Here is a 25,963-nt window from a genome sequence, read left to right as displayed (position 1 = left end):
TTGCCTTTGGTTGAAAAAAAAAATTATTTTGAATACTGCAAAAAAATAACACCGCTTTTATTCTGATGGTTTCAGCGTAAAAGCGGTGGTGAATCGTTTTATATGAAAGAACTTTTAACCTGCTGAAATTAAATATCTTTCATTATTTGTTGTGGCAGAGTGATATGCCATGGCCGTTATTAAAAAGAAAATCGTGATTTCAGTTCCTGGTGTATGGAATAATTTAAAGGTTGTCGGGTTTTACAATTGGATGAGCTTTCAGGTATTCCAATCGGTTTAAGCCGTTGATGTAAGCCAGGGCACTGGCCGTAATAATATCCGGGTCCGTGCCTTTTCCCAATGCCACGATTCCGTCTTCCTGCAGCCGCACAGTTACCTCACCCTGGGCATCCGTGCCTTCGGTCAACGCTGAAATGGTAAATCTTAAAAGCTCTGATGTGGTCCCGGTTAATTTTGATATGATATTGTATACCGCATCAATGGGACCGCTTCCCGCTGTCGCTCCCTGGACGGGACGGCCGTTGATGTTGAGCTTTACACTGGCTGTGGGAAAAACTGTGTTTCCAGATACAACATTGATATATTCCAGGGTAAAGACTTCAGAGCTTCTTAATACTCCTTCGTTGATCAAGGCTTCAATGTCCTCATCCTGGATGCTTTTTTTCTTGTCGGCCAGGTGTTTGAACTTTTCAAAAACTTTGTTCAGCTCTTCTTTTGAAAGATTGTATCCCATCTCCTGAATATGGGAATTAAGAGCATGACGTCCGGAATGTTTGCCCAACACCAGGCTGTTTTTGCTCAGGCCAATGGTTTCCGGTTTCATGATTTCATAGGTCATGGGGTTTTTCAATACACCGTCCTGGTGAATCCCGGCTTCATGGGCAAAGGCATTGGCCCCAACGATGGCGCGATTGGGCTGCACTAAAATTCCGGTTATCATGCTGACCAGGCGACTTGTGGGGTAAATTTTTGTGGTGTCAATGGATGTGGTCTGAGGGAAAAAATTGGGCCGTGTATGCAGAGACATGACCACTTCTTCAAGCGAGGTGTTGCCGGCCCGTTCTCCAATACCGTTGATGGTTACTTCAACCTGCCTTGCACCGGCTTTTATGGCGGCAAGGGTATTGGCTGTGGCAAGTCCCAGATCATTATGGCAATGAACGCTCAACACAGCCTTGTCCATATTGGGAGTGTTTTGCATGACATGTTTGATAAGCTCACTGTACTCTTCCGGGATGGCGTAGCCCACCGTGTCAGGAAGGTTAATCGTTGTGGCGCCTGCATCAATTACCGCTTCAAACACTTTGCACAAAAATGCTGGATCAGACCGTGATCCGTCTTCTGCTGAAAACTCCACATTGTCCGTATAGGAGGCGGCAAGCTTTACAGATTCAACCGCCTGTTCCAGCACCTGTTCCGGCGTCATCTGGAGTTTGTATTTCATGTGCAGTTCAGAGGTTGCAATAAAGGTGTGGATTCTGGGGTGTGCTGCATTTTTAACGGCTTGCCATCCCCGGTTGATATCGTCTTTATTGGCCCTGCAAAGAGCTGCAATCTGGGCGGTTTTAAGGGTTTCAGCAATCGCTTTGACCGCTTCAAAGTCACCTTCTGATGCTGCCGGAAATCCTGCTTCAATAACGTTGACACCCAGTTTTTCAAGCTGGGTGGCAATACGCAGCTTTTCAGGCTGGTTCATGCTGGCTCCGGGTGATTGTTCGCCGTCCCTTAAAGTTGTGTCAAAAATTATTATCTGGTTGTCTGTTGTCATCTTATTTTGCCTTGTTTTGATCGTCTAATGAAAGTTTGTATTGAAAACTGTCAGCCAATGCCTGCCAGCTTGCTTCTATAATATCTTCTGAAACGCCGATGGTTGAAAAAATGTTATTTTCATCCCGGGATTCAATAAGAACCCGGACCTTGGCATCAGTGCCGTCTTTTCCGTCAATGACCCGGACCTTGAAGTCCACCAGGCGCATGTCATTGATCTGGGGGAATATTTTGGTCAGTGCCTTTCTTAATGCATTGTCCAATGCGCTGACAGGCCCGTCTCCTTCTGCCGCAGTGATTTCGGTTTCCTTGTCCACCTTGATTTTGATCATGGCATGAGAACAGCAGGGTCGTTCCTTGTCTTTTTCAACAGTTACCCGGAAGGATTCAAGCTCAAAATATGGGACAAACTGTTCGGTGAGTTTTTCCATGATCAGTTTTAAAGAGGCTTCTGCCGCATCAAATTCAAACCCGTCATCTTCAAGCTCCTTGATGCTTGAAACAATCTGATGGCCGTTGACGCCGCTTTTGCCCATATTCATGCCCATCTCTTTTGCTTTGTATTCGATGTTGCTTTTGCCGGATTGCTCTGAAACAATTACCCTGCGCTTGTTTCCAACCAGTTCCGGGGCCATGTGTTCATAGGCCAGGGGATTTTTCATGATGGCGCTGACATGGACCCCGCCTTTGTGGGCAAAGGCACTTTTTCCCACAAATGGCCTTGAGTTGACCGGCGGGACATTGGCGGTTTCAGAGATAAACCTGGACAGGTTCAAAATCTTTGCAAGGTTTTCGCTGGAGATGCATTCCCGGTTCATTTTAAGGGCCAGTATGGGAATGACTGCGGTAAGGTCGGCATTGCCGCATCGTTCGCCATATCCGTTAATGGTGCCCTGAACCATGGTCGCACCTGCATGAACAGCATTAATGGAATTGGCAACCGCCATGGCGCAATCATTGTGGCAATGAATGCCGAAGATCAGGCCGGGTACGTCAATTTTCTTGAAATGATCGATTGTTGCCCGGGTTATGGTGTCAATTTCACAGGGCATGGACCCGCCGTTTGTGTCGCACAGCACAAGGCACCTTGTTCCGCCTTCAACCGCTGCTTCAAGAGTTTTCAAGGCATAGAGCGGGTTGGCCTTATATCCGTCAAAGAAATGTTCCGCATCGTAGATGACCTCTTTGTCATGACTTAACAGATAGGCAACACTCTGCTTTATCATGGCAAGGTTTTCCTCTTTTGTGTTCTGCATTATGGATTCAACATGCAGGTCCCATGATTTTCCAAAAATTGTGATCGCAGGCGCTCCGCTATTTATTAATGCCTGAAGATTGCCATCCTGTTCACAGGTTTTGCCCTGGCGCCGGGTGGAACCAAAGGCTGTCACCTTGGCATTTTTAAACTCCATCTTTTTTGCCAGTTCAAAAAAATGCTGGGCACCGGGATTTGATCCCGGCCATCCCCCTTCAATATAGTGGATGCCTGCATCATCAAGTCTTCGTGCTATTTTTACCTTGTCTTCAGGAGAAAAAAAGATGTTTTCTCCCTGCATGCCATCTCTTAGCGTGGTATCGTATAAAAGTGCTTTTTCCATTGTTTGTCCTGTCTGGTGATGTTTACCTGTTAATCACATTCTTAACTTGCTTACTTGCCATTCTCCCTTGCCAGGGCAATGGAGCCTGTGGAGGCGATTTCAATGATCCCCATAGGGTTTAATAAAGAGATGATTGCATCATGTTTTTCATTGTCCCCGGACACTTCTATGGTGTAATGGGACAGCCCCACATCAACAATCTTGCACCTGAAAATATCCACAATTCTCAAAATATCCGCTTTTTTTTCGGGCTGTGCATTGACCTTGATTAATGCCAGTTGGCGCTGGACATATTTTTTGTCTGTCAGGTCTGTTACCGTGATGACATTGATCAGCTTATTGAGCTGTTTTTTTATCTGTTCAATAATATGGGGTTCACAATTGGTAACCATTGTAATTCTTGATACTTCGGGTTCGGCAGTGTTGGCAACACTCAAACTGTCAATGTTAAATCCGCGCCCTGAAAAAAGCCCTGCAATTCTTGAAAGAACGCCTGGTTCATCATCTACGAGGATAGAAAGTAAGTAGCTGTTTGTTTTCATGATAAATATCCTTTTTCAGATTTTAAATTAAACCAGGAGCATTTCCGTTATGCTGGCACCTGCGGGAACCATGGGGTAAACAGACTCTTCTCTGTCCACGGCAAATTCCATGATTACCGTTCCTTCGGTGTTCAGGCCTTTTTTGAGTGTGGATTCAACCTCATCAGGCCGGGTGCATCTTAATCCTTTTGCACCGTAGGCTTCGGCAAGTTTTACAAAATCAGGGGCATTTTCCATGTTCGTGGAAGAGTAAACCTTATCATAAAACAGTTCCTGCCATTGCCTTACCATACCCAGATATTGATTGTTCAGGATGACGATTTTAACATCTATTTTTGATTCAATGGCCGTCATCAGCTCCTGGATATTCATCTGGATGGAGCCGTCGCCTGCTACATCAACCACAAGCTTGTCCGGACAGGCGGATTTAGCCCCGATAGCAGCCGGTAGCCCGAATCCCATGACACCCAGTCCGCCGGATGTAATAAAATGGTTGGGCTTGTTAAAATGATAATATTGTGCTGTCCACATCTGGTTTTGCCCGACCTCAGTTGTAATAATGGCATCTCCCTTTGTCAGTTCATAGAGCTTTTCAATGACAAACTGGGGCTTTATCACCTCATTGCCCTGGTCGTATTTCAAGGGCATTGTGCTTTTCCATTCTTCGATCTGTGCAAGCCATTTGAGGCGGTCATTTTTAAATTCTTCCGGGTCCCGGCCTTCCATTAATTGAACAATTTCTTTTAAGGCAGCCTTGCAGTCTCCCACTATGGGGCATTGAACCTCAATGTTTTTATGGATGGAGGTGGGATCAATATCAATCTGGACAATTCTGGCATCAGGTGCAAATTTTTCAACATTTCCGGTCACACGGTCATCAAACCGGACCCCTGCCGCAATCATGAGATCACAATTGCCAATGCTCATATTGGCCCTGTAAGTTCCGTGCATTCCCAGCATTCCCAACCACAGGGGATCAGATCCTGGAAACGCACCCAGTCCCATCAAGGATGCCGTGACAGGGATATCCGTAATCTTTGCAAGGCGGGTAAGTTCCTCGGAAGACTCGGAAAGAATCACACCGCCACCGGCAAAAATAACCGGCCGTTTGGCCTGTTTGATCAGATCAACCACCTTGGAGAGCTGTTTTTTATTGGGTGTGTAATTGGGTTTGTAGGATTTTAAAGAAATCTCACAAGGTTCTTCAAACTCAATTTGGGTTCCCACAATATCTTTTGGCAGATCAATGAGGACCGGGCCGGGTCTGCCTGATCTTGCCAGGTGGAAGGCTTGTTTAACGGTTTCAGCCAGTTTTTCCACGTTTTTTACAAGGTAGTTGTGTTTTGTACATGGCCTTGTAATGCCCACTATATCCACTTCCTGGAATGCATCATTGCCGATCAATGCCGTTGGAACCTGGCCTGTAAACACAACAAGGGGGATGGAATCCAAGTATGCAGATGCAATTCCCGTAACCGTGTTCGTGGCTCCGGGACCCGAGGTAACCAGGGCCACGCCAACTGATTTGTTGGCTCTTGCATAGCCGTCTGCGGCATGGACAGCGCCTTGTTCGTGCCTGACCAGGATATGTTTAAGGCCGTTTTGCTTTGCCAGTGCATCATAGATATCAATGACAGCACCGCCGGGATATCCAAAGATTGTGTCAACCCCTTCTGCCTTAATCATTTTGATAAGAATCTGGGCACCTGTAAGTTTCATGTTTTTCTCCTATAATATGTCTTTGAATATGGCACCGTTGCCGGCAGAACTAACCATTGCCGCATACCTGGCCATATAACCTGTTTTGATTTTAGGTTCAGGTTTTTTCCATCTGCTGAACCGGTCTGCAATCTCATTTTCCGAAACCAGAAGTTCAATGGTTTTTGCCGGGATATCTATTTTTATCTGGTCATTTTCTTGAATGATTGCAATGGTTCCTCCCTCTGCTGCTTCCGGTGAGATATGGCCGATGGATGCCCCTTTGGTTCCTCCTGAAAATCTGCCGTCGGTAATCAGGGCAACAGTGTCATCCAGTCCCATGCCTGCTATGGAAGAGGTGGGGGTCAGCATCTCACGCATGCCCGGACCACCTGCCGGCCCTTCGTACCGGATGACAATGACATCCCCTTTGTTGATCCGGTTGTCGACAATAGCCTGGGTTGCGTCTTCTTCACAATCAAATACCCTTGCCGGTCCCTGGTGTTGGAGCATCTCGTCTAAAACCGCAGACTGTTTGACTACACAGCCTTCTTTGGCAAGATTGCCAAAGAGTACTGCTAACCCTCCTTCGCTGTGATAGGGGTTTTCAATCGGCCTTATCACCTGCTGGTCTTTTTTTACAACTGCTTCAAGGTTCTGGGCGACAGTTTTTCCTGTGGCTGTAAGACAGTCTGTATTGAGCATGTCATGGTCAAAAAGTTCTTTCATGACAGCAGGTATGCCACCGGCAAAATTCAAGTCTTCAATACGGTCCTGGCCTCCTGGGCTTAAAGAACACAAATGAGGAGTTTTTCTGCTGACCTCATTAATTAAGTTCAGATCTATATCAACATGGGCTTCATGGGCAAGCGCTTTTAAGTGAAGTACTGTGTTGGTGGAACATCCCAGGGCCATATCCACCACCAGGGCATTCATAAATGCCTCTTTGGTCAAGATTTTATCCGGTGCAATTGCTTTGTCAAGCAATTCCATGATCTGTATGCCGGTTTGTTTGGCCAGTCTGATTCTTTCAGACATGGGTTCTGGAATGGTGCCATTTCCCGGAAGGGCCATCCCAATGGCTTCGGTCAGGCAATTCATTGAGTTTGCCGTAAACATCCCGGCACATGATCCGCATGTGGGGCAGGCGGCATTTTCAATGGCGAAAAGTTGTTGTTCCGTCATTTTGCCGGATTGAACCGCCCCCACGGCTTCAAATACCGTGACAAGATCAATTTGCTGATTTTTATTATCCGGGTGTTTCCCTGCCAGCATGGGGCCGCCACTTATAAATATGGCTGGAATATTCAACCGTGCAGCCGCCATGAGCATGCCGGGAATAATTTTGTCACAATTGGGAACCATGACAATGGCATCAAAAGGATGGGCTGTTGCCGTGACCTCTATGGAGTCTGCAATGAGTTCACGGGAGGCCAGTGAATAGTGCATGCCTTTATGGTTCATGGCAATACCGTCACACACCCCAATGGTTGAAAACTCCATGGGAGTGCCGCCTGCCATACTGATGCCTGATTTTACAGCCTTTACAATATGGTCCAGGTGCATGTGTCCCGGAATTAATTCATTGGCTGAGTTGGCAATACCGATAAGGGGCTGGCTAATTTCCCTGTCCGTATACCCCATGGCCTTGAAAAGGCTCCTGTGGGGTGCCCTGGCTATACCTTTTGTTGCAATGTGACTTCTCATGTTTTTTTGTCTCCAAACCAAAAAAGCCGTTATCAGCCCTCTTGGGGCTGATAACGGCTTTTAAAGTTTATTTAAAGTTATGCCACTAAGAGCCCCTTCGCCTGGAGGTGTTAATAATCACCCCCACGATAATAAGGACTAATAGTATGCTAAGAATATTTGTAATCATAATTTTTACTTTATTTAAAGTATATTTATTATATATAAATTTCGTAAAAGTCAAGAAAGTTTTTTTCTCATGAAATGCCAAGCCTGCTCATGGCAGTTATTCTGAAAATAAATTTGACAATATAGAGCAGGTTTCTATATAAGTCTGATATGACAGTTTATGGTTCCATAAATCTAAAGGCTTTTTCTCTTATTTTTTCAGGATTGCTTATCCTCCAGTCCGGTTTGTTTTTTAAGATGGGTGCTGTTTCTCTGGTTGCATTGGGCTGTTTTGTTTTACTTATAAATATAGTCAATTTATATGTCTTGAAAAAATCAGGCAAAACTTTTCGCAGTCATATATTGAATACTTCCTTTGTATTTTATCTTAGCTGTCTTTGCTATAAAACCGGGGGATTTTACAGCATTTCCATGGTTTTTTTGTTGTTTGTACCTTTGCTGACAACCGTTTTTCCGGATAGAAAATCCGGAGTGCCATATCTGATCGTTGCCGGTTTGCTTTTCTTTTTATTCTATTTCGATCAACGCCTGAATTTAAGCATCCTGGTCAGTGAACGATTTGTTAATATAAGTCTTTACCGGTTTTATAATCTTTTGGCCATTTTAGGCGGTTTTTTTGCTATTGTCATGGTTCGGGAAAAGAATTATGAGCAATTGGGCATACTGCTTACTCAATCCAGGCAGGAGTGTCGCCGGATTTCTGAGAATGCCGATAAGGCAACGAAAATAAAAGATGAATTTTTAGCAAACATGAGTCATGAAATAAGGAATCCAATGAACGGCATCATCGGTATGATGCATGTCTTGCTTGATTCTGATCTGGATGAAGAACAACGTTCCTATTCCAAGATTGTTTATAACAGTACCAGAGCTTTATTAACCATTGTCAACGATATACTTGATTTGTCAAAAATAGAAGCAGGCAAACTTGAACTGGATGTCAGGGATTTTGATCTTGATATTGCCATAAAAGATATGGTGTCCCTGCCTGAACTACAGGCCAGGCAGAAGGGAATTGATTTCTTATGTTTTATAGATTCCGATGTTCCTTGTCTTTTGCAAGGAGATATCGGCCGGATTCGTCAGGTCATTAATAATCTGACTGGAAATGCCATAAAGTTTACAGGTTCAGGAGAAGTCAGATTAAGTGTCACTTTAAAAAGGGAAGATGAAACATCCGCAACTCTTCATTTTTCTGTGGAAGATACCGGTATCGGTATCAAGGATGATCAGTTGACAACCCTTTTTGAATCCTTTACCCAGGCAGACCTTTCCATCACCAAAAAATACGGGGGTACTGGATTGGGATTGGCCATATCAAAATTGCTGGTTGAAAAAATGGGTGGCAAGATCGGAGCAGAAAGCATTGATATGATAGGGACTACCTTCTGGTTTACACTGCCGCTAAAAAAACAAGTTGAAAAAGAAAAGACGGTTGATCTTTTTACCCGGAATGCTGAAGATTGCAGAATACTTGTCTTAAGTGACGGATCAATCCTTGGAAAGAGTTTTGAGAACAATTTGAATGAATTGAAAATCGATTATGACCAGGCCTTTGATGATACACAAGCCATGGAAATGCTCAGATGGGCAAAAGATGATAACAATCCCTTTCATATGGTGATCATGGAAGCCAAGGAATTTGATGAAAACGTGGAAGCCTTGGGGAAAAAAATAAAGCAGGATGATCAATTAAAGAATACACGATTGATACTGCTGTCATCAATCGGAAAAAAAGGGGATGCCAGGCGGTTTGAAGACATTGGTTTTTCGGCATTTTTGAGTAAACCGGTTGAAAAATCACTTCTTCAAGATTGTATCAAAGCTGTCTTATCAAGGTCATACAACGGAAATGCCGGGAATTTGCCGATTATAACCCGTTACAGTATCCTTGAAAGTAAAAAATATGTCAGGAAGATCTTGATTGTTGAAGATATGGAAACCAATCTTTTAACGGCAAAAGCATTGATTGGTAAATTGGGATATCAAACAGATGTCGCAAAAAACGGGCTTGAAGCCGTCAATAAACATAAACACAACCTATATGATATGATTTTAATGGATTGTCAGATGCCTGTGATGGACGGGTTTGAAGCAACCCGGCAGATCAGGGAGAATGAGAAAATATTGAAAATGGATCATATCCCGATTGTCGCCATGACCGGGAATGCATTTGAAAAAGACCGTCAAAAATGTTTTGAAGCAGGAATGGACGATTTTATTTCAAAACCGGTTGAACCTGATATCCTGTCACAAAAAGTAAGCTCAAATTTAACGGACAGGTTACAGTTTCTAAAAAAAGAGTGTCCTGAAAAATCCGATGATGAATTTGGGCAAGATAATGAATTTGATCAAATTGATGAACCTATACAAAATGACGAGCCCGGTCAAATTGATATCATGCCTGAAACAGTGCAATCGGATTTGTTGTCCAAGACAGATATGAAAATGGATATGTGTTTTAACAAGGATAAATTATTTGAACGGTTTGGGGGCGATGAGGAGATCATCGAAGTTGTATTGGATTCTTTTCTCCAGGAAGCCCCGGAGTTGATAGATGCTATAGACTATGCAATTGATAAAAATGATGCAGAGGGTGTAAGATTAAATTCACATGCATTAAAAGGATCTGCCGCAAATGTTAACGCAGATTTGTTGAGAAATGCCGCTTTGGATATGGAAGCCCATGCAAAAATAGAAAAATTCAATTCATTTGCCTTAACGTTTGAGGCAATTCAAAATGAATACAAAAAATTTGTCAGGAAAGCAAAATTATGATCGATATTGATAATATGTCAATCCTTGTTGTTGATGATATGAAAAGCATGCGATTAACCATTCGAAAAATGGTTAAAAATTTGGGTATTGGAACGAAATTAAAATTTGCTGAAAATGGAAAACAAGGTCTTGAAATACTGAATACTGAGAAATTTGATCTGGCCATTATTGACTGGAATATGCCTGTCATGAACGGAATTTCAATGCTTGATAAAATTCGAAATGATAATAAACTCAGGGATCTGCCGGTTATCATGGTAACGGCTGAAGCTGAGCGGGATATTGTTTCTGAAGTGGCTGAGACTGAAATTGACGGATATCTTCTTAAGCCGTTAACCCTTGCATCTTTAGATGCAAAGATAAAGGCGGTTGTGGAAAAAATCAATAACCCGGACCCTGCTACCCTGCACCGGCTAAAGGCAAGGGATCTTGAAGAAAAAGAACAGTATGAAGCCGCCATTGAAGAACTCAAACTTGCCCTGTCCCATAAGCCTTCTGCCTCAAGGCTTCTTCGTCAGTTAGGGTTGCTGCATTTTAAGATTGAAAAAAATGCCATAGCCGAAAAATGTTTGCTAAAGGCCATATCGGTGAATAAGCAAGACTCGATGTCAAGGGTATATCTTGCTGATTATTATCTTCGTAAAAATGAGCTTGAAAAAGCGGGTAAATATTGTCTTGAAGTTTTATCATTAACGAACCAGTATAATGACAAGGCATTTGATCTTGGTGAAAAATTGCTTAAAAATGATTTCAGGCAGTTGTCGCTGAATATTTTTTCAAAATTCATTACCCGTTCAAAAAAACAAAATGCGGCAAGACAAAAAGTCATTGAAACCTGCCTGTTACATGATGAACTTGAGTATCCTCAAGAATTGCTTGAGCATGTTATCAAAGATAATCCCTCCAATTATGAGATGGTCTATAAGGCAGGGCTGATACACCAGCAGGCGGGTGAACGGGAAAAAGCTTTGAAGTGTTTTATGGAAGTTGACCGTCAGGCCAAGGGCCATGTCGAGGCAAAATTCCAGATTGCAAAAATACATTACATGAATCAAAAGGTTCTTATGGCAGATGACTATCTGAATCAAATCCTCAGGATAGATCCCAAAAATGAAGCGGCAATAAACTTTAGAAAAAAAATTTAATGTTAATCTTTTTTCAGGAAGTCAATTTTATTATCAGGCTACGGAGACATGGTTAATGGATGAGGCCATAAATCCCGCCCCAAATCCATTGTCAATATTTACCACGGCAATATTTGAACTGCAGGAATTGAGCATCCCCAAAAGAGCTGTCATTCCCCCAAAACTTGTACCATATCCAATACTGGTGGGGACTGCAATGACAGGGGCCTTGACCATTCCTGCCACCACACTGGGAAGCGCTCCTTCCATTCCTGCAACAACAATGATGACAGCAGCCGTCATGATTTGTTCCTGGTGGGCAAAAAGACGGTGAATGCCTGCGACACCAACATCAAAAATCGATTTAACCTCATTTCCCATGGCATGGGCGGTTAGCAAAGCCTCTTTTGCAACAGGAATATCAGATGTGCCGGCAGTTATGACCAGGATTTGACCAAACCCTGTGATTTTTGGCTCGTTTTTTTTAAACCACATGAGTTTTGCGTCTTCAAAATATTGGGTTCCTTGAATTTTTGAGCTTATTTTTTGAGCTTTTTCTTTTTCAAGACGGGTCACAAGAACGATATCCTCATGGATGATGATTTTTTCCATGATCTCAATAATTTGTCCACTTGTTTTGCCTTGTCCGAAAATAACTTCTGGAAAACCTTTTCTCAGAGACCTGTGATGATCAATCTGAGCAAAATCAATATTTTCAAAAGAGATGTTTTTCAGCTGGCTTTTGGCATCTTCAACAGATAGCGATCCTTTGGCTACAAGAGATAAAATTTTTGTTAAATCGTTTTGGTTCATGGCAACCTGTGAATTTAGCCCTGGCGTTTCAGCCAGGAAAGTCCTTTGGACTGATTATTGATTTTTGATTCATCCTGATCAGGGGTGTTGTCTGCTTTGTCTTGATCCTCAGCAGGCTCTTGCGTGTTTTCCGGTTCTTTGGTGGTTTTTTGTTCTTTTGTGTTTTCTGCAATATATTTGGCATATCCCCACTTGTACCTGCCGAATTTGCAATATCCACGGACATTATTGAATCGGGCATCCTCATTGTTTTCAATGGGGATAACATTGCCGTCAATATTCGGGCTGAGATATTTTGCCAATTCTACACTTCCTCCGCCTGAAAGGAGAATGGAATCCATATCCCAGTCATTTTCCCACAGCCGGTTTAGATCGGATGCAATGGCTGATGCGGCATGGGTGTATACCCTTTTTTTCAGATTTGAGATATTATATTCTTTCCCCTTGATTTTGATCATTCCCGAATCAATGAATTTAAACATTCGATACAATTCAATATTCATATTGCTTTCCTGCCTTAATTTGTTGACTATTACGGAAAAGCATTTTGAAATACCGGTATCCATTGTAAGGGAGCCTCTTTCAATATAGTGAAGGTGGTCAAAAATACTAAAATCCGTTGTCTTAAAACCAATATCCACAACGCCTACCTTCTGGGTGGCAAGCTCCCGGTTTTTTATTTTTCCCTGTTCATCAAAAAGAAGGTTGAAAATCGAGCCAATGGGTTGGGGAATGATATGAATTTTATCAATATTAATTCTTTTTTTTACATCCTGTCCGTTTGTATGGTGAATGGTTATGTCGTGAACCCCCAAGATCATCTCTTTTAATTTTTTTCGGTCCCTTTTTAAATATCCAACAGGTAAGCCTGATACAACATGAAGGGGTGCTGAGGTGTCTGTGCATATGCTTGCGGCTGTGATTGCGAGGATTTTAACAAACTCTTCAATAAGTTTTTCCTGGTCAAGAGTGAATTCACGGATGTTTGACTGAAGTTCGGCATAATTGCCAAGAAAATAGGATTTGTTTTCCAGGGTAATATGCAGATTTGAAGTTGAAGAATCTTCACCCAATGAAGAACGGTAATGGATATCCGTGGCATCTCCGAGGATTGATTTGAATATGACGGAATTTTTGCCATTATATGCTTTTGTAAACCCAAACCCGACATCAATTCCAATAATTTCCATATTATTTTCCTCCTGAAGCTTTTAACTCCATTGTGGGATCACCATTGTGGGATCAATTGAAGACTTAACTTTCGAAAGTCGGCAAATTTAGGTGGGGTATGCTAAAAGCCCGTCTGCTAAGCTTAAAGTCCGAAAGTTGAGTTAAAGATTTAATTTCAGCTGCTAAATAGCATTATGAAATGAGTTGCGTCAAGGGATAATGAAATGGATTTCAGGTATTCTTGCACTTATTTGCAGAATATTATAAAACCTGTAAAAAAAATATTTTACAGGCAGCAAAAATGGCTAAAGACAAAGTATTTGCAGAAAAAAAAAATAAGGTTAAACCCTTTGAATTTAATAAAGAAGTGGCTGATGTGTTCGATGATATGCTGAACCGGTCAGTACCTTTGTATATGGAAAGCATTGAGCGGCAGTCCAAACTGACTGCTCAATATTATCAGGCGGGCAGCCGGATTTATGATCTTGGCTGTTCTCATGGAAATCTTGGGATATTGATCTTGAATCAACTAAAGGAACGCCCCTTTTCAATGGTTGCTGTGGACAGTTCAAAACCCATGATTGAAAAGTATAAAAAACGGCTTGTATATCAGGGGAAAACCCGGCCGGTTGACCTTGTTTGCGGTTTTTTAGAAAATATTCATATTAAAAATGCCTCGGTGGTATTGATAAATTTGACCTTGCAGTTTCTTGATATGAAAAAACGAGATGCTCTTATCAAAAAAATTTATCAGGGGATGAATCCAAACGGCATTCTTCTTTTAACGGAAAAAACCGTTCATGAATCCAAACAATTAGATGATCTTCAAACAAGCTTTTATAAAATTTTCAAACTTGAAAACGGTTATTCAGAGCTTGAAATCAGTCAAAAAAGGGATGCACTTGAAAAAGTTCTCATCCCGGATACTATTGAAACCCATAAAAACAGAATTTTAAATGCAGGTTTTGCTCTATTTGATGTCTGGCTTAAATGGTTTAACTTTGCCTCAATGATTGCGATAAAAAAATAATCTGTCATATATTGCAGATATTGGGGTCAGGCTTGGTTTATTGGCTTATTCTTCAGATCACACATAACCATAAAGGTCACATGTAAAATGGAAAATTTTCTTCAATATTATCATCACTTGAGATTAGATCAGCATTATAATGAGTTCAAAAGACTCATAAACGAAAAAAGAGCTTTTCTGGATCATGCCAAAGGTAATTTTTTAAAATTCAAACAGATTGTGGATGCCCTGCCGGACTTTCGTCCTTCAATCATAGATCTTGAAAATCAGGCCGTCACCATTGGTGATTCATCAGATCTTACACCGGATCAATACCATTTGCTGAATAACAGTGTTGAACAACTGTGTCCATGGCGAAAGGGGCCGTTCAGCCTTTTTGGTATCAAGATTGATTCTGAGTGGCAATCATGGATGAAGTGGGAAAGGCTTAAACCTCATATCGGCAGCCTTAAAGGGCGGCGAATTATGGATATCGGGTCAAGCAACGGGTATTACATGTTTAAAATGGCGGCTCAAAATCCATTGATGGTTTTGGGCGTGGAACCTCAAAGTACGTTTTATTTTCAATATCTTATTATTCAAAAGTTTTTAAGGCAAAAGAACGTGTTCTGTCTGCCCGTTACTCATGATCAACTCCCGAAAACAGACAATTATTTTGATACGGTGTTTTGCATGGGGGTGTTGTATCATCGAAAATCTCCTGTTCAAATGCTCAAGGATATTTGTGATTCAATGAGACCAGGCGGGGAACTGGTGCTTGAAAATCTTGTTATTGAGTCAAAACAAAATCTTTGTCTTTTTCCAAAAGACCGGTATGCAAAAATGCGAAACATTTTTTTTATTCCCGATCTTCTGGCAATGGAATCCTGGCTGCTGCGGGCGGGTTTTACAAACATCAGGTGTGTGGATATTACCAAAACCTGCGGGCAGGAGCAGAGAAAAACCAGGTGGATACAAACGGAAAGTTTAAAGGATTTTCTGGACCCGGATGATCCTGATAAAACCATAGAAGGATATCCGGCACCGGTGCGGGCAATTTTTCTGGCAACGGCAACTTAAAACGACTTTAGATATGGGAACCGGAGACTTTTTTAAAAATCCAAAATATTGACAAAAAAATAAATTTTTGTAGAATACTGGGTTGCTTTTAATTCATAAAACATAAACCTGAAAAGGGAATAAAATAAAAAAAGGCAATATATGACGGAAAACACAAGTTTCTTTTTTTTACAGTAGGACGGCAAAACTGGCTTACCTTTATTGAGGATGATCTGGAAAATTATATCGGGCAGGGCGGCTCCAAAGTGAGGTTTGTCAACGGCGATTATGGTGATGGTAAAACCCATTTTATGTCGGTAATCCGGCATCTTGCCATGGAAAAGAGATTTGCCGTCTCTTTTGTGGTTCTTACACGGGAAGTTCCCATTCATAAATTTGAAACCGTTTACCAGAAAATTGTCAGGCAGCTTCAGGGTGATTTTCAAGGAATCGGTATCAGGAACATGCTGGCGTCATGGCTGGAAAAACTGGATACAACAACGGTTCAGGTCAAAACGGATGACGCCCGGAAAAAGAGGATGGCTTTGTCTGAAGAGTTCAGAAATATCCAGGGCATGGACATTAATTTTGCCAATGCCCTGGCCGCCCTTGTGAACAACAGGTTTGACCCCGAGGTTTTTGAAGATCAAGAAAAACAGGATGCCGACCATGAGGTGTTGCTTCACTGGTTTGAAGGGGGCAAGGTGACCAAACGCGAACTCAAGCCGTTTCAAATCTATGAGTTTCTTAACAAAACCAACAGCAAGCAGTTTATGAACTCTTTGATTTTGTTTTTGCGACATATCGGCCATCAGGAATTGATCCTGCTCATGGATGAGATGGAAACTGTTGTGGCACAAAGTGCTTCCATTCGTAATGCAGCTTATGAAAATGTTCGTTTGCTGATTGATAACAGTGAGTCTTCACAATATCTTCACATCTTTTTTTCCATTATTCCCGATGTGTTGATGTCGGAAAAAGGGTTTAAGTCTTATGATGCATTGTGGAGCCGTATCCGATCCATTGGTGAATCAGCAAAATTAAATTACAGGGGTGTGCTGGTGGATATCCATCAAACCCCGCTTAAGACCGAAGAGTTAGTTGAGCTTGGGGTGTGCCTGCGAACTTTGCATGGAATTTCCTACCGCTGGGAACCAAAGGAGATGGTAACTGATGAGCTGATGGAGCAGATCTGTTCCAACCAGAAGCGAATGGGGGTTATCAGCGAGGTTCGTTTGTTTATTAAATATTTGATTCACATCCTTGATATGGCTGAACAGGGACAGTCTTCTCAGGATTTGGATATGGATCGGGAGATGGTGGAAACCAGACGGAAAATGGAGGCTGAAAAAATTGAACAAAAGCAGCCTTCCTGGGATAATTGACCAAAACCATAACCCAAAATCCAACACAAGAACCCAAAACCTAAAACCCAAACAGGACACACAAGAATGGATGATCTGGATTTTCAGGATCAGTTGAACACTTTGGATAATTTTGAACTTCGCAGGGCAGTGGAGCGGTTACGTTAAGGTTTGTTTGATCTTCTGGGTGTGCGCTTGCTCACAACTGGTGAGACACAACTTGCCACTGCCTTTGATAAAGGCGTTAAAGCCATTGACAGTGATAAATCTTCCCATCTGTGTGTTTGCGGTGCATATGGACAAGGCAAATCCCACAGCCTCAATTATATTAAACAGAGGGCTTTGGATCAGAATTTTGTGGTCAGTTATGTGAATCTTGACCCAAGACAGGTTCCGTTTCATGATTTTAAGAGTGTTTACCGGGCATTGATGGGTGCCAGCGAGGCTGTACTGGCACCCTTGACATCATGCTCACCACCCCCGAATCCCTGGACGTGATGCTGGGCAGTTCCAATTCAGATCTTAAAGCGTTTTTATTCCGTGTGAAAATTGTGATCATTGATGAAGTTCATTCTTTGATTCACCAGTACCGGGGGCGGCATCTGGTTTATCTTTTCATCCGCCTTGAACGTAAAACAGGTCTGCCCCTACAGAAAATCGCCATGTCCGCAACCATTTCCCAGGTGGATGCTGTTATTGAATTTTTCGAATTTCAAAATTCTGCACAATCGGTCATGGCAAGTGTTAAACGAAACATAAGCGCTCGACTGCTGCATATAAAAAAAGAAAAAACCGAGATTCCGGCATTGCTAAATGATCTGTATGATACCTGGCAGTACCGCAAAATCCTGATTTTTGTCAACAGCCGGGTTGCCTGCGACAGGCTGTTTGGCATTGGATCACGGCATCCGTTATGAAGAACAGGTGATGAACCATTTAAAGCAACAGGGTGCCATCATCATCTCCATGAAATCAACAGGATCGCAGGAATCGCGGTTTAAGGCATTTCTGGAGCAGTTGAACCTGTCTGTTTTGAAGATCACATCCCATGAAGGGGATGAGATTACCCCGGTTTTTATTTCCCAATGCCTGCTTAAGGTTGATTCATTGGAAATAAATGGCTTGGAGCAGGGCGGCGTAAAAATAAGAGGTATCGGTGTCCCGGATCTTCTTGTCATATCAGGCAAAGAGGTGAATGGTGAAAAAACAGCCGTAATTGAAGTGGGAGACATTAAAAGCAGCACATCACCGCGCTATCATCATAAGTGGCAGGTTGCATTTTATGCCCGGCTTTTGAAAAAAATAATAGACTCTCATGGCATTTTGGTCAGGGTGGCAAAAACAGGTTTTATAATCACCCGCTCATCAGGCAAAAACATACAAAATAAAGCCTGTTTTTACGAACGGCATGAGTTTGAACTGAAAGCTTATAAGGCAGCGTTTCCAACGGTTTTTAAAACTTTTTGCACTGTTTTATCCCGCCCGGCAGCTGTTGCGGATCACAGGCTTCAATCCAGTTGTGTGTCCTGTGACTGTTTTTTGTCCTGCTATCACATTGCACTTGAAAGCGAAGACATACAATTTTTGCCTGGGTTAACTTCTGGAGAATTATTGAAATTACGGCAGACGGGATATGCAACTATATCCCAGACCCATGCTGCCTTTGTAAAAACAGCACCTGTAAAAACAGCACTTAGAAAAACAAAATCTGTAAAAACAGCTTTTGAAGACAATGATGATCTTTTGGATGAACAAAATAATTTTAGTTTAGAGCAGAGAAAGCAGATTTTTGGGAATTGCTATGCGTTTTTAGAAAATCAAATTTTTCTGGTAAAAGAAAACACCCGGCCTTTTTTTCTGTTATACCTGACTCGGAAGCTGTGCTGGAGAAAAATTATTGCTTTAAAAAACTAATGATTCACTGCCAAAAACAAAATGCTGTTTTTTATGATTTTGACCAAGGTTGTGCTTTGGGCTGAAAGGAAGATTTTGAAAATACGGTTGAAAAATGGCTTGAAACAAAATGTTTTTGTGAGATATAAAACATTGTTGTGGTGTAATGTGCCGCAAGGAAGTGTCAATAATCTGTTTTAATGGTGAAAATAAAAAAATGATTCGTCAAATCAATATCAGGAAGCAGGGTTCAGATTCCACCAAGCCAAATCATTTTGAAAAAATAGACATAACTCATAGCGATTCCAATGGAGAATCTTTTTTTGAAAATATCAGCCTCAGACCGGGCCTAAGATTGATTATCTCTAAACGTGAAATTTCCCGGAATTTTCGAATGATTTATGAAATTGGCAATGCCCCTGTCAGTTTCTGCTACAATCTGTCTTTTCGGAACCGCTGCACCATCACTGAAGGTGATAAAAAAGGAATGGTCATGGAAAGAGTTCCTGGAGACAGTGTGCTGGCCTATCTTCCTGAAACCAAAGGCATTATTGAAACGCTGCCGGGGAAACAAAAACTGGGGATATCAATTCATTTTTCAGTTCAATCGTTCAGAGACTTGTTCATGCAACTGCCTCAATGCCTCACTCCAATTCTTACAGACCTTAACACAACCCAATCTTTTTATCAGCAGTCCGCCTTTAACAAGGAAACCGCTCTTGTTCTTCAACAAATCATTGCCTGTCCATACCAGGGTGAAATCCAAAGGTTGTTTTTCGAGAGCAAAGCTTTAGAGCTGGTGGCACTTAAGCTAATGGAAATGGGAGAATATCAGGATAACTATCCGTCAAATTTGAGCCGCCCGGATTCGGAACAGATAAGGGAGGCATATCATATCTTAACAAGCAGGATAGAGTCTCCTCCAAGCCTCAACGATCTGAGCCGGCAGGTCGGAATCAATCGTAACAAGCTAAACCAGGGATTCAAGCTGATTTACGGAGATACTGTGTTTAACACCCTGCGCAATATACGACTTAACAGAGCAAGGACTCTCCTGCTGAACACGGAATTGAGCCTGTCAGAGATCGCCTTTTCAGTTGGATACAATAATCAGGCCAATTTCACAACAGCTTTTCGCAGACAATGCGGAAAAACCCCGAAATCAGTTCGTCTGGAATCTATAGCCCATTTATAATCTTTTTTGTGCGGCTCTCATAAAATAAAATGCATTCTGCAAAAGACTTCTCTTTGGTAAGCGGTATATTAAACATTTCATAATATGAAATTTGTTTTTCATATGCAAATATTAATGCAGTAAAAGCCTAAGAGCTTTAAGGGAAAACGGTGAAAAACCGTTGCGGACCCGCCGCTGTAACCGGGGATGAAAGCTGGAAATATGTCACTGCCTTTAAAGGCGGGAAGGCCCGGCAAATCATAAGAACCGGAAGCCAGAAGACCTGACTGCATGATTTGAATATCATTGTTCCTCCGTGGATTGGGGAGCATTAGATAATATACGTGGATTAACAACGGTATCCCGTCTTTGATTATCAAAGACGGGTTTTTTTTTTGGATAAAATTTATGACAGATGTCAATACAGGTATAATTAAAACTGCTGCCTCATTCCATTATAAAATGGGGCTGTTGTTTCTCATGTATATTGTACAAAAAATTTTTCTTTGTTTTTCATGGACCCTGATACCCATTATTTTACGCAGCCATGGAGCATCTCTTGGCAGCATTGGCTTTACTGCTCTGGTATACAGCCCCTGGGCACTTAAATTCCTTTATGCTTTTGCTGTTGATCGTTTTTACAACCTTGGCCTTGGAAGGCGCAAAAGCTGGATTGTTCCTTTGCTTATTATCTCAGAGATTATCCTGCTGTTTCTGGCAGTATTGCCACCTGAAGAAAACTTAAAATTGTTCATGATCTGCGTATTTGTACTTAATCTGATATTTGCCACCACAGATGTTGCAGTGGACGGTTATGCAACAGATATGCTTGAACCCCATGAGAGGCCCTGGGGCAATACGGTTCAGATGACGGCTTATGTCATAGCCTATATGCTGGGGGCAGGCGTTTTCCTAATTGTTTATGAGAACCAGGGATGGCTGACCACACTGCTTATGATTGCAGCGCTGCAATTGATATTGATGATCCCGGTCTTATTTCATGATGAGATATCCCTCAGATTTTTGCCCGGATCTTCTGGAATAATGGATAGATTAACTCTCAATTTACCCAGATTTTTAAGACAACCCAATATCCTGATTTTTTTAATATTCTCAGCATTGCTGACAATCTCCTGTCAGGGCGGCAGCCAATTGCGCCTGCCCCTGTTGATTGACCTGGGATTTGATCGCATTGATCTGGGGAAATTAAACATATGGGTCGGGGCTCCCATGACCATATTGGGTTCTATCTTTGGCGGTTTTTTTCTAAAAAGCCTGGGGCTGGGAAAGGTCTTTGCAATGTGCTGCACGGGAATTGCAGGGCTTAATTTTTTTTCCGCCTTCATATCTCATAATTTATCCCCCGTAATATGGCAGATCATGGTTATGACAGGATGGGACAAACTGATGACCGGTATTGTTATGGTCCTGATTTACAACACGATCATGACCTTAAGTTCGGGGCACAATTCTGCAACCCGCTATGCCATATTGTGCAGTATCACCCATCTGGCAGGCCTGGGAATTATGCCCATAACCGGAAATCTTTGTGATATTACAGGCTATTTTAAATTATATACCGGCCTTGGCACATGCGCTCTTATGACACTTTTTATGGGAATCTGTCTGCTGCGCTACCCGCTGAATTTTTTTTACCAATCCAATCAAACAAAGGAGCAACACCCATGAGTTTACCCCAAGTTAATGTTAGCCCTGAAAAACTTTATAGGATGTGTTATGCATCTGTTCAATCAAGTCTGCTACTCACAGGGATAAAGCTGAAGGTCTTCAACCACTTGTCAAAACCACAAACAGCAGATCAGCTTGCCCGGGTGATCAACGGCCATCCTAAAAACACCATGCTCTTTTTAAACGGCCTGGTAGCATGCGACTTGCTTTTAAAAAAAAGGGGGATCTATTCCAACACCCCGATTGCCCAAACATTTTTAGTGGAAGGATACTCCACCAGCCTGGGAAAAGGATTTATTCACCAGGGTAGCATGTATGGCCTTATGCCTGAAGACTTGTCCACGTTGGTTTTAAACGGCCCGCCTTCCCTGGAAAACAGGATGGATACCGGGGAAAAATGGGGGCATAATGCAACCTGGATGGCCAATAATGAAAGGTCCGGTATTGCCCAGCAGATGTCGGATATAGTGTCTGCTCTCCCTGAGTTTTCATCTTTTGAAAAGATGCTTGATCTGGGTGGAGGACCTGGAATATTCGGCATTGCCATTGTGGATAAACACCCTACCATGAAAGGGACAGTTTTTGATCAAAAACCTGTGGTGGAAGTGGCCAAAGGTTTTATTCGGGAGTATGGCCTGGAAAGCAGGATAGATGTGCTTGCCGGGGATTTCAACAAAGATTCTCTGGGCAAGGGTTATGATCTCATATGGGCCAGTTCAACTTTGAATTTTGCCCAGAACAACATGGAAAAGGTCATGAAAAAAATCCATGAAGCCCTTAACCCCAAAGGGGTATTCATCAACCTGTCCGAGGGCCTCACCCATGAGGGAACAAAACCGGATTTTTTTGTTTTCTGCACCCTTGTGTGGGCCATGCAAAATCCAATGAGGCCCTTTGACCAAGGCGTTATTGCCGATGCCATGCTCAATGCAGGTTTTAAAACCGTAAAATCCAGAATTTTGCAGACCTGCTGGGGGCAGATGGACATGGACATAGCTCGGAAATAGGAGAGCAGATTCCCATTGCTGCGGGCCTGGTCATGAATATTTTGTCCAGGCCGCAAAGACATTTTTTTTCTATTCAATCAAAAAAAGGAGCTAAAAGAGTAAGATGAGGTCAATTTATAATATGGTCGTAATGGTGGCTGTTATTTTGGGAGCATCCTGTATCAATGCCCATGGAGAGTTTTATAAGACACAAGATCATAACCGTAAACTGGAAAGTATAACCGTAACCGCCCGGAAAACAGAGGCCAGTGTCCGGGAAGTGCCGGTAAGCGTTGATGTTTTCTCAGATATCATGATTCAGGATGCAGGGATTAAGAATGTCCATGATTTGACAAAATTTTCTCCTAATGTACATATAAAACAAAATTATACTGATCATGTTATTGTGATCCGGGGCATCCCATCTTTCAGGGCATCCACTCATTCTCCCGCAGGTCTTTATGTGGATGACATATGTTATCCTTTGCACTATATGCAAAATACCACATTGTTTGACGTGGAACGGGCAGAAATCCTCAAGGGTCCCCAAGGCACATTATATGGAAGAAATACCGAATCGGGAGTGATCAATATAGTTACAAGGCAGCCCGGCAATCAATTTCAGGGCAAAGTTTACGGGGACTACGGCAGTGATAATACACTTGGATCCGGTGCAAATATCAGCGGTCCTCTGATAACGAATAAATTGTTTATGGGCGCTGCGGTCAAATATACAAACTCAGACGGATATTTTGTAAATCTTTCCGACAACAATGACCAAGTCGCTGATTCCGAACAGACAAATGCGCGTACCACTCTGCGCTGGAAGCCCATGGGCCAATGGGATATATCCGTTACCACCGATTACATAGATGCAGATAACCATATAGGTGCCTACAGGCTTGTAAACGGCCCTCATGCAACCAAACCCTTTGAAGTTCGAAAAGATGAAGATGAATACTATGAAGAGGGAGGAAATAGCCAGGTTTTACGCATAAAACACAAGGGTGATGCAATTGATTTCCTCTCGGTTTCCGGTGCCCTTTACCAGACAATTGACAGGCTTGCCGATAACGACCTATGGGATGATCCTGCAAACAGGATGAAGAATAGATTACAAATCAAGGAGCGCCAATACAGCCAGGAATTTCGTCTGTTTTCTTCTCAAAACGACAAATTTGAATGGCTGGCAGGATTTTACGGTTTCCTTGAAAAATCGGATTTCAATTACAAATATGATATTGTTTCAAAAGCAATTACCGTCAAAAATCCCATTACAGATATCGACACCAGCGGGTATGCCTTTTTCGGTCAGGGCACCTACTCCTTGTTTGATAAATTACATTTGACCGCAGGTTTTAGGTATGATCACCAGGACCAGGAGGGAACTCTTATTGATCCGGCCAGGGACAGCCATTGCAGCCAGGATTTAAGCTATGACGAGTATCTGCCCAAATTTGCCCTTGCCTATGATTTGTCCGGGGCCGTTATGATTTATACATCAGCATCCAAAGGTTATCTTGCAGGCGGATATAATTGGCTTATGAATCCCGTCACAGAAACATTTTCCTACGGACCTGAATATACCTGGAACTATGAGTTGGGACTCAAGGCAGAATGGCTGGAAGGAAAGCTAATGGCAAACTTTTCTTTTTTCCATACTGATATAGAAGATAAACAGGTTACCCAATTTGACACAAGCACTCTGCTGAACAGTATTACAAATGCGGCAAAGGCACGCTCCCGGGGACTGGAACTTGAGCTGAAAACAACGCCGATCCAAGGATTGGATATATTTGCAGGCCTTGGTTATACTGATTCAAGATTTATTGAGGGTGATCATAAGGATAATCATCTTCCCTATGCACCTGAATATAGCTATAACGCAGGTATTCAATACCGGAGTCAAGAAGGATTTTTCTGCCGTGCAGATCTGATGGGAGCCGATGCTTATTATGGTGATATTGCAAACAGATCCAGCCAGAAAGCTTATAAAACAGTAAACCTTCGTCTGGGATATGAAAGAGAGTCTTTTGATATCTATATATGGACCGATAACCTTTTTGATGAAGAATACCTTACCTATGTCAGCCCGTTTGATGAACAGAGCGATGTAGGGCTTGACGCTTCTCCAAGAACCGTGGGAATCAATTGTGTCTACCGGTTTTAAAAAACTTTGACACGCAAGCAGAATTTATTAATCATAGTGTTTTTTATATGAAATGCTTTTTAAGTTACTGAAATTAAACATCTTTCATTGCTTGTTGTGGCGGGGCGATCTACCATGGCCGTTTATATGAAAGTCTTCAAAAATCCAAACAGCGACTTTCAATATTTGTTATGGGCAAACCAAGGTGAAATATCAGCTCTGCCCATGGCAATTATTGAGATTCCTGTTATATATCGTTTAAAAAAAACTGGAAAACACCAATGAAAAGCAAAGAGGAAGTATTAAAGGAAGGTATGGCAAGAAAAAATTGTAAGCAAAAACATGGCCATAAGGGACAAGGGCCAAGCAGTTTTTGGATGCACGACCCGGAATTTGTTTTTGATGCACTTGAAATCAGGTCTGGGGACAGGGTTCTTGACCTGGGCTGCGGTGCAGGGGATTATTCGGTTAAGGCATCCGGCATTGTTGGAGATTCAGGTCTTGTGTACGCAATTGACCACTGGCCCCCCACCATTGATGCTTTAAAAAAATCAGTTGAATCCCTGGGGCTGACAAATATTAAACCATTGGTTTCTGACCTTTTGGGTATCCTGCCTGTCAAGGATAATGATATTGATATTTGCCTGATATTTACCGTATTGCATATATTTGACATTTCGAGACAGGGCAGGGGGATATACAATGAGGTAAGCCGTATTTTAAAACCAGGCGGACGTCTGGCAATTATTGAGTGCAAAAAAGAAGAAATGCCCTTTGGCCCACCGATTCATATGCGCCTGTCCCCGGAAGAAGTGGAGTTGTCAATAAAAGATTCAGGATTTGAAAAAACAGGTGTTACTGATCTTGGTTATAATTATCTGATTCAGTTTGTTAAAAATTATTGAGGAGATCTGTTAAATCAATTTGTGCGGCATTCATAAAAAAATGTGCTTTGATCAAAAGACAGGATATGTCCAGTTGGTTTATTGATAAATCCATAGATGCTGATTCGCAATGCAACATCTATAAGTTTTATCGGGCGCGGCAACAGGAAAAACAAGGACTGCAGGGGCTTTTTCTCCTTATTGCCCTGGCGGGAACAACAAGCAAAGCAAAAAAACAAGCGGCTGAAGCCGCCTGTACCATGCCTTTGGAAAGGCGAGGTATCTGTACAGCCTTATAGGAAAAACTGCACAGCAGATTCAGATATTTATGAGTCTGTAGCAGAGCAGCAGACAATCAAAGCCATGAAGGTTTTTTTCCAAGCAAAGGGAA

22 protein-coding genes and 1 riboswitch are annotated in these 25,963 nt (G+C 42.2%); of the genes, 15 read left to right on the top strand and 7 right to left on the bottom strand.

Translation table 11 applies throughout. The annotated features are described in order from the left end of the window. Window positions 1–223 precede the first annotated feature (223 nt). Genes BLT94_RS10540 through ilvD form a run of 5 tightly spaced genes read right to left on the bottom strand, consistent with a single transcriptional unit; the run spans window position 224 to window position 7,312 of the window. Entirely contained in the window at window positions 224–1,768 is a 1,545-nt protein-coding gene (locus BLT94_RS10540; RefSeq protein WP_092233716.1) for a 2-isopropylmalate synthase, read from the bottom strand. A 1-nt stretch (window position 1,769) separates the two neighbouring features. Continuing rightward, window positions 1,770–3,365 carry a citramalate synthase gene (gene cimA, locus BLT94_RS10535; RefSeq protein ID WP_092233713.1) on the bottom strand — a complete coding sequence of 532 codons (1,596 nt, stop codon included), beginning with the start codon at window positions 3,363–3,365 and terminating at the stop codon, window positions 1,770–1,772. A 50-nt stretch (window positions 3,366–3,415) separates the two neighbouring features. After that, a complete protein-coding gene (gene ilvN / locus BLT94_RS10530; RefSeq protein WP_092233710.1) occupies window positions 3,416–3,907 on the bottom strand; it encodes an acetolactate synthase small subunit in 492 nt (163 codons plus the stop codon). Window positions 3,908–3,934: 27 nt separating this feature from the next. Next, window positions 3,935–5,626 carry a biosynthetic-type acetolactate synthase large subunit gene (gene ilvB, locus BLT94_RS10525; RefSeq protein ID WP_092233706.1) on the bottom strand — a complete coding sequence of 564 codons (1,692 nt, stop codon included), beginning with the start codon at window positions 5,624–5,626 and terminating at the stop codon, window positions 3,935–3,937. A gap of 9 nt (window positions 5,627–5,635) precedes the next feature. Further along, entirely contained in the window at window positions 5,636–7,312 is a 1,677-nt protein-coding gene (gene ilvD, locus BLT94_RS10520) for a dihydroxy-acid dehydratase (protein WP_092233704.1), read from the bottom strand. A 510-nt stretch (window positions 7,313–7,822) separates the two neighbouring features. Between ilvD and BLT94_RS10515 the strand changes: the two genes are divergently transcribed. After that, entirely contained in the window at window positions 7,823–10,258 is a 2,436-nt protein-coding gene (locus BLT94_RS10515) for a response regulator (protein ID WP_175530323.1), read from the top strand. Then, complete coding sequence (locus BLT94_RS10510) at window positions 10,255–11,403, top strand: response regulator (protein ID WP_092233699.1); 1,149 nt, start codon at window positions 10,255–10,257, stop codon at window positions 11,401–11,403. The genes BLT94_RS10515 and BLT94_RS10510 overlap by 4 nt, the downstream gene beginning before the upstream one ends. 33 nt (window positions 11,404–11,436) lie before the next feature. Here BLT94_RS10510 and larB read toward each other — a convergent pair whose 3' ends face one another. After that, window positions 11,437–12,195 (bottom strand): nickel pincer cofactor biosynthesis protein LarB, encoded by a 759-nt coding sequence (larB, locus tag BLT94_RS10505; RefSeq protein ID WP_092233696.1) that lies wholly within the window; start codon window positions 12,193–12,195, stop codon window positions 11,437–11,439. Between the two features lie 14 nt (window positions 12,196–12,209). Continuing rightward, the gene (locus tag BLT94_RS10500) at window positions 12,210–13,385 is read right to left on the bottom strand and encodes a ParM/StbA family protein (protein ID WP_092233694.1); all 1,176 of its coding nucleotides are present in this window, start codon (window positions 13,383–13,385) and stop codon (window positions 12,210–12,212) included. 281 nt (window positions 13,386–13,666) lie between these two features. Here BLT94_RS10500 and cmoA point away from each other — a divergent pair, with 281 nt between their 5' ends. From cmoA to BLT94_RS21775, 13 genes are all read left to right on the top strand, one after another. Then, window positions 13,667–14,395: a carboxy-S-adenosyl-L-methionine synthase CmoA gene (cmoA, locus tag BLT94_RS10495; protein WP_092233867.1), complete on the top strand. Its 729-nt coding sequence runs from the start codon at window positions 13,667–13,669 to the stop codon at window positions 14,393–14,395. 87 nt (window positions 14,396–14,482) lie between these two features. Then, a complete protein-coding gene (gene cmoB / locus BLT94_RS10490) occupies window positions 14,483–15,454 on the top strand; it encodes a tRNA 5-methoxyuridine(34)/uridine 5-oxyacetic acid(34) synthase CmoB (RefSeq protein ID WP_092233691.1) in 972 nt (323 codons plus the stop codon). Window positions 15,455–15,591: 137 nt separating this feature from the next. Beyond that, the gene (locus BLT94_RS10485) at window positions 15,592–16,818 is read left to right on the top strand and encodes a BREX system ATP-binding domain-containing protein (RefSeq protein WP_092233688.1); all 1,227 of its coding nucleotides are present in this window, start codon (window positions 15,592–15,594) and stop codon (window positions 16,816–16,818) included. Between the two features lie 150 nt (window positions 16,819–16,968). Continuing rightward, window positions 16,969–17,295 carry a BREX system ATP-binding domain-containing protein gene (locus tag BLT94_RS10480; RefSeq protein WP_245743083.1) on the top strand — a complete coding sequence of 109 codons (327 nt, stop codon included), beginning with the start codon at window positions 16,969–16,971 and terminating at the stop codon, window positions 17,293–17,295. After that, window positions 17,265–17,714: a DEAD/DEAH box helicase gene (locus BLT94_RS10475; protein WP_092233685.1), complete on the top strand. Its 450-nt coding sequence runs from the start codon at window positions 17,265–17,267 to the stop codon at window positions 17,712–17,714. Before BLT94_RS10480 ends, BLT94_RS10475 begins: the two co-directional genes overlap by 31 nt. Further along, complete coding sequence (locus tag BLT94_RS10470; RefSeq protein ID WP_092233683.1) at window positions 17,692–18,711, top strand: hypothetical protein; 1,020 nt, start codon at window positions 17,692–17,694, stop codon at window positions 18,709–18,711. The genes BLT94_RS10475 and BLT94_RS10470 overlap by 23 nt, the downstream gene beginning before the upstream one ends. A 196-nt stretch (window positions 18,712–18,907) precedes the next feature. Next, window positions 18,908–19,885: a helix-turn-helix domain-containing protein gene (locus BLT94_RS10465; protein ID WP_175530322.1), complete on the top strand. Its 978-nt coding sequence runs from the start codon at window positions 18,908–18,910 to the stop codon at window positions 19,883–19,885. A gap of 101 nt (window positions 19,886–19,986) precedes the next feature. Continuing rightward, window positions 19,987–20,169: riboswitch (cobalamin riboswitch) on the top strand. 103 nt (window positions 20,170–20,272) lie between these two features. Continuing rightward, window positions 20,273–21,553 carry an MFS transporter gene (locus BLT94_RS10460; RefSeq protein ID WP_092233678.1) on the top strand — a complete coding sequence of 427 codons (1,281 nt, stop codon included), beginning with the start codon at window positions 20,273–20,275 and terminating at the stop codon, window positions 21,551–21,553. Then, window positions 21,550–22,560, top strand: coding sequence for a methyltransferase (locus tag BLT94_RS10455; protein WP_092233676.1), 1,011 nt, complete (start codon window positions 21,550–21,552; stop codon window positions 22,558–22,560). The genes BLT94_RS10460 and BLT94_RS10455 overlap by 4 nt, the downstream gene beginning before the upstream one ends. A 103-nt stretch (window positions 22,561–22,663) precedes the next feature. After that, window positions 22,664–24,709 (top strand): TonB-dependent receptor, encoded by a 2,046-nt coding sequence (locus BLT94_RS10450; protein ID WP_092233674.1) that lies wholly within the window; start codon window positions 22,664–22,666, stop codon window positions 24,707–24,709. 114 nt (window positions 24,710–24,823) lie between these two features. Next, window positions 24,824–24,973 (top strand): hypothetical protein, encoded by a 150-nt coding sequence (locus tag BLT94_RS22000; protein ID WP_175530321.1) that lies wholly within the window; start codon window positions 24,824–24,826, stop codon window positions 24,971–24,973. Then, window positions 24,970–25,593, top strand: coding sequence for a class I SAM-dependent methyltransferase (locus BLT94_RS10445; protein ID WP_092233672.1), 624 nt, complete (start codon window positions 24,970–24,972; stop codon window positions 25,591–25,593). Before BLT94_RS22000 ends, BLT94_RS10445 begins: the two co-directional genes overlap by 4 nt. 65 nt (window positions 25,594–25,658) lie before the next feature. Continuing rightward, window positions 25,659–25,871 carry a hypothetical protein gene (locus tag BLT94_RS21775; RefSeq protein WP_139169011.1) on the top strand — a complete coding sequence of 71 codons (213 nt, stop codon included), beginning with the start codon at window positions 25,659–25,661 and terminating at the stop codon, window positions 25,869–25,871. Window positions 25,872–25,963: the final 92 nt, after the last annotated feature.

It is taken from the genome of Desulfobacula phenolica, from assembly GCF_900105645.1.
Classification (GTDB): Bacteria; Desulfobacterota; Desulfobacteria; order Desulfobacterales; family Desulfobacteraceae; genus Desulfobacula; species Desulfobacula toluolica.
Note: the sequence above shows the minus strand (reverse complement) of the source record. Positions and strands in the feature narration are given on the sequence as shown.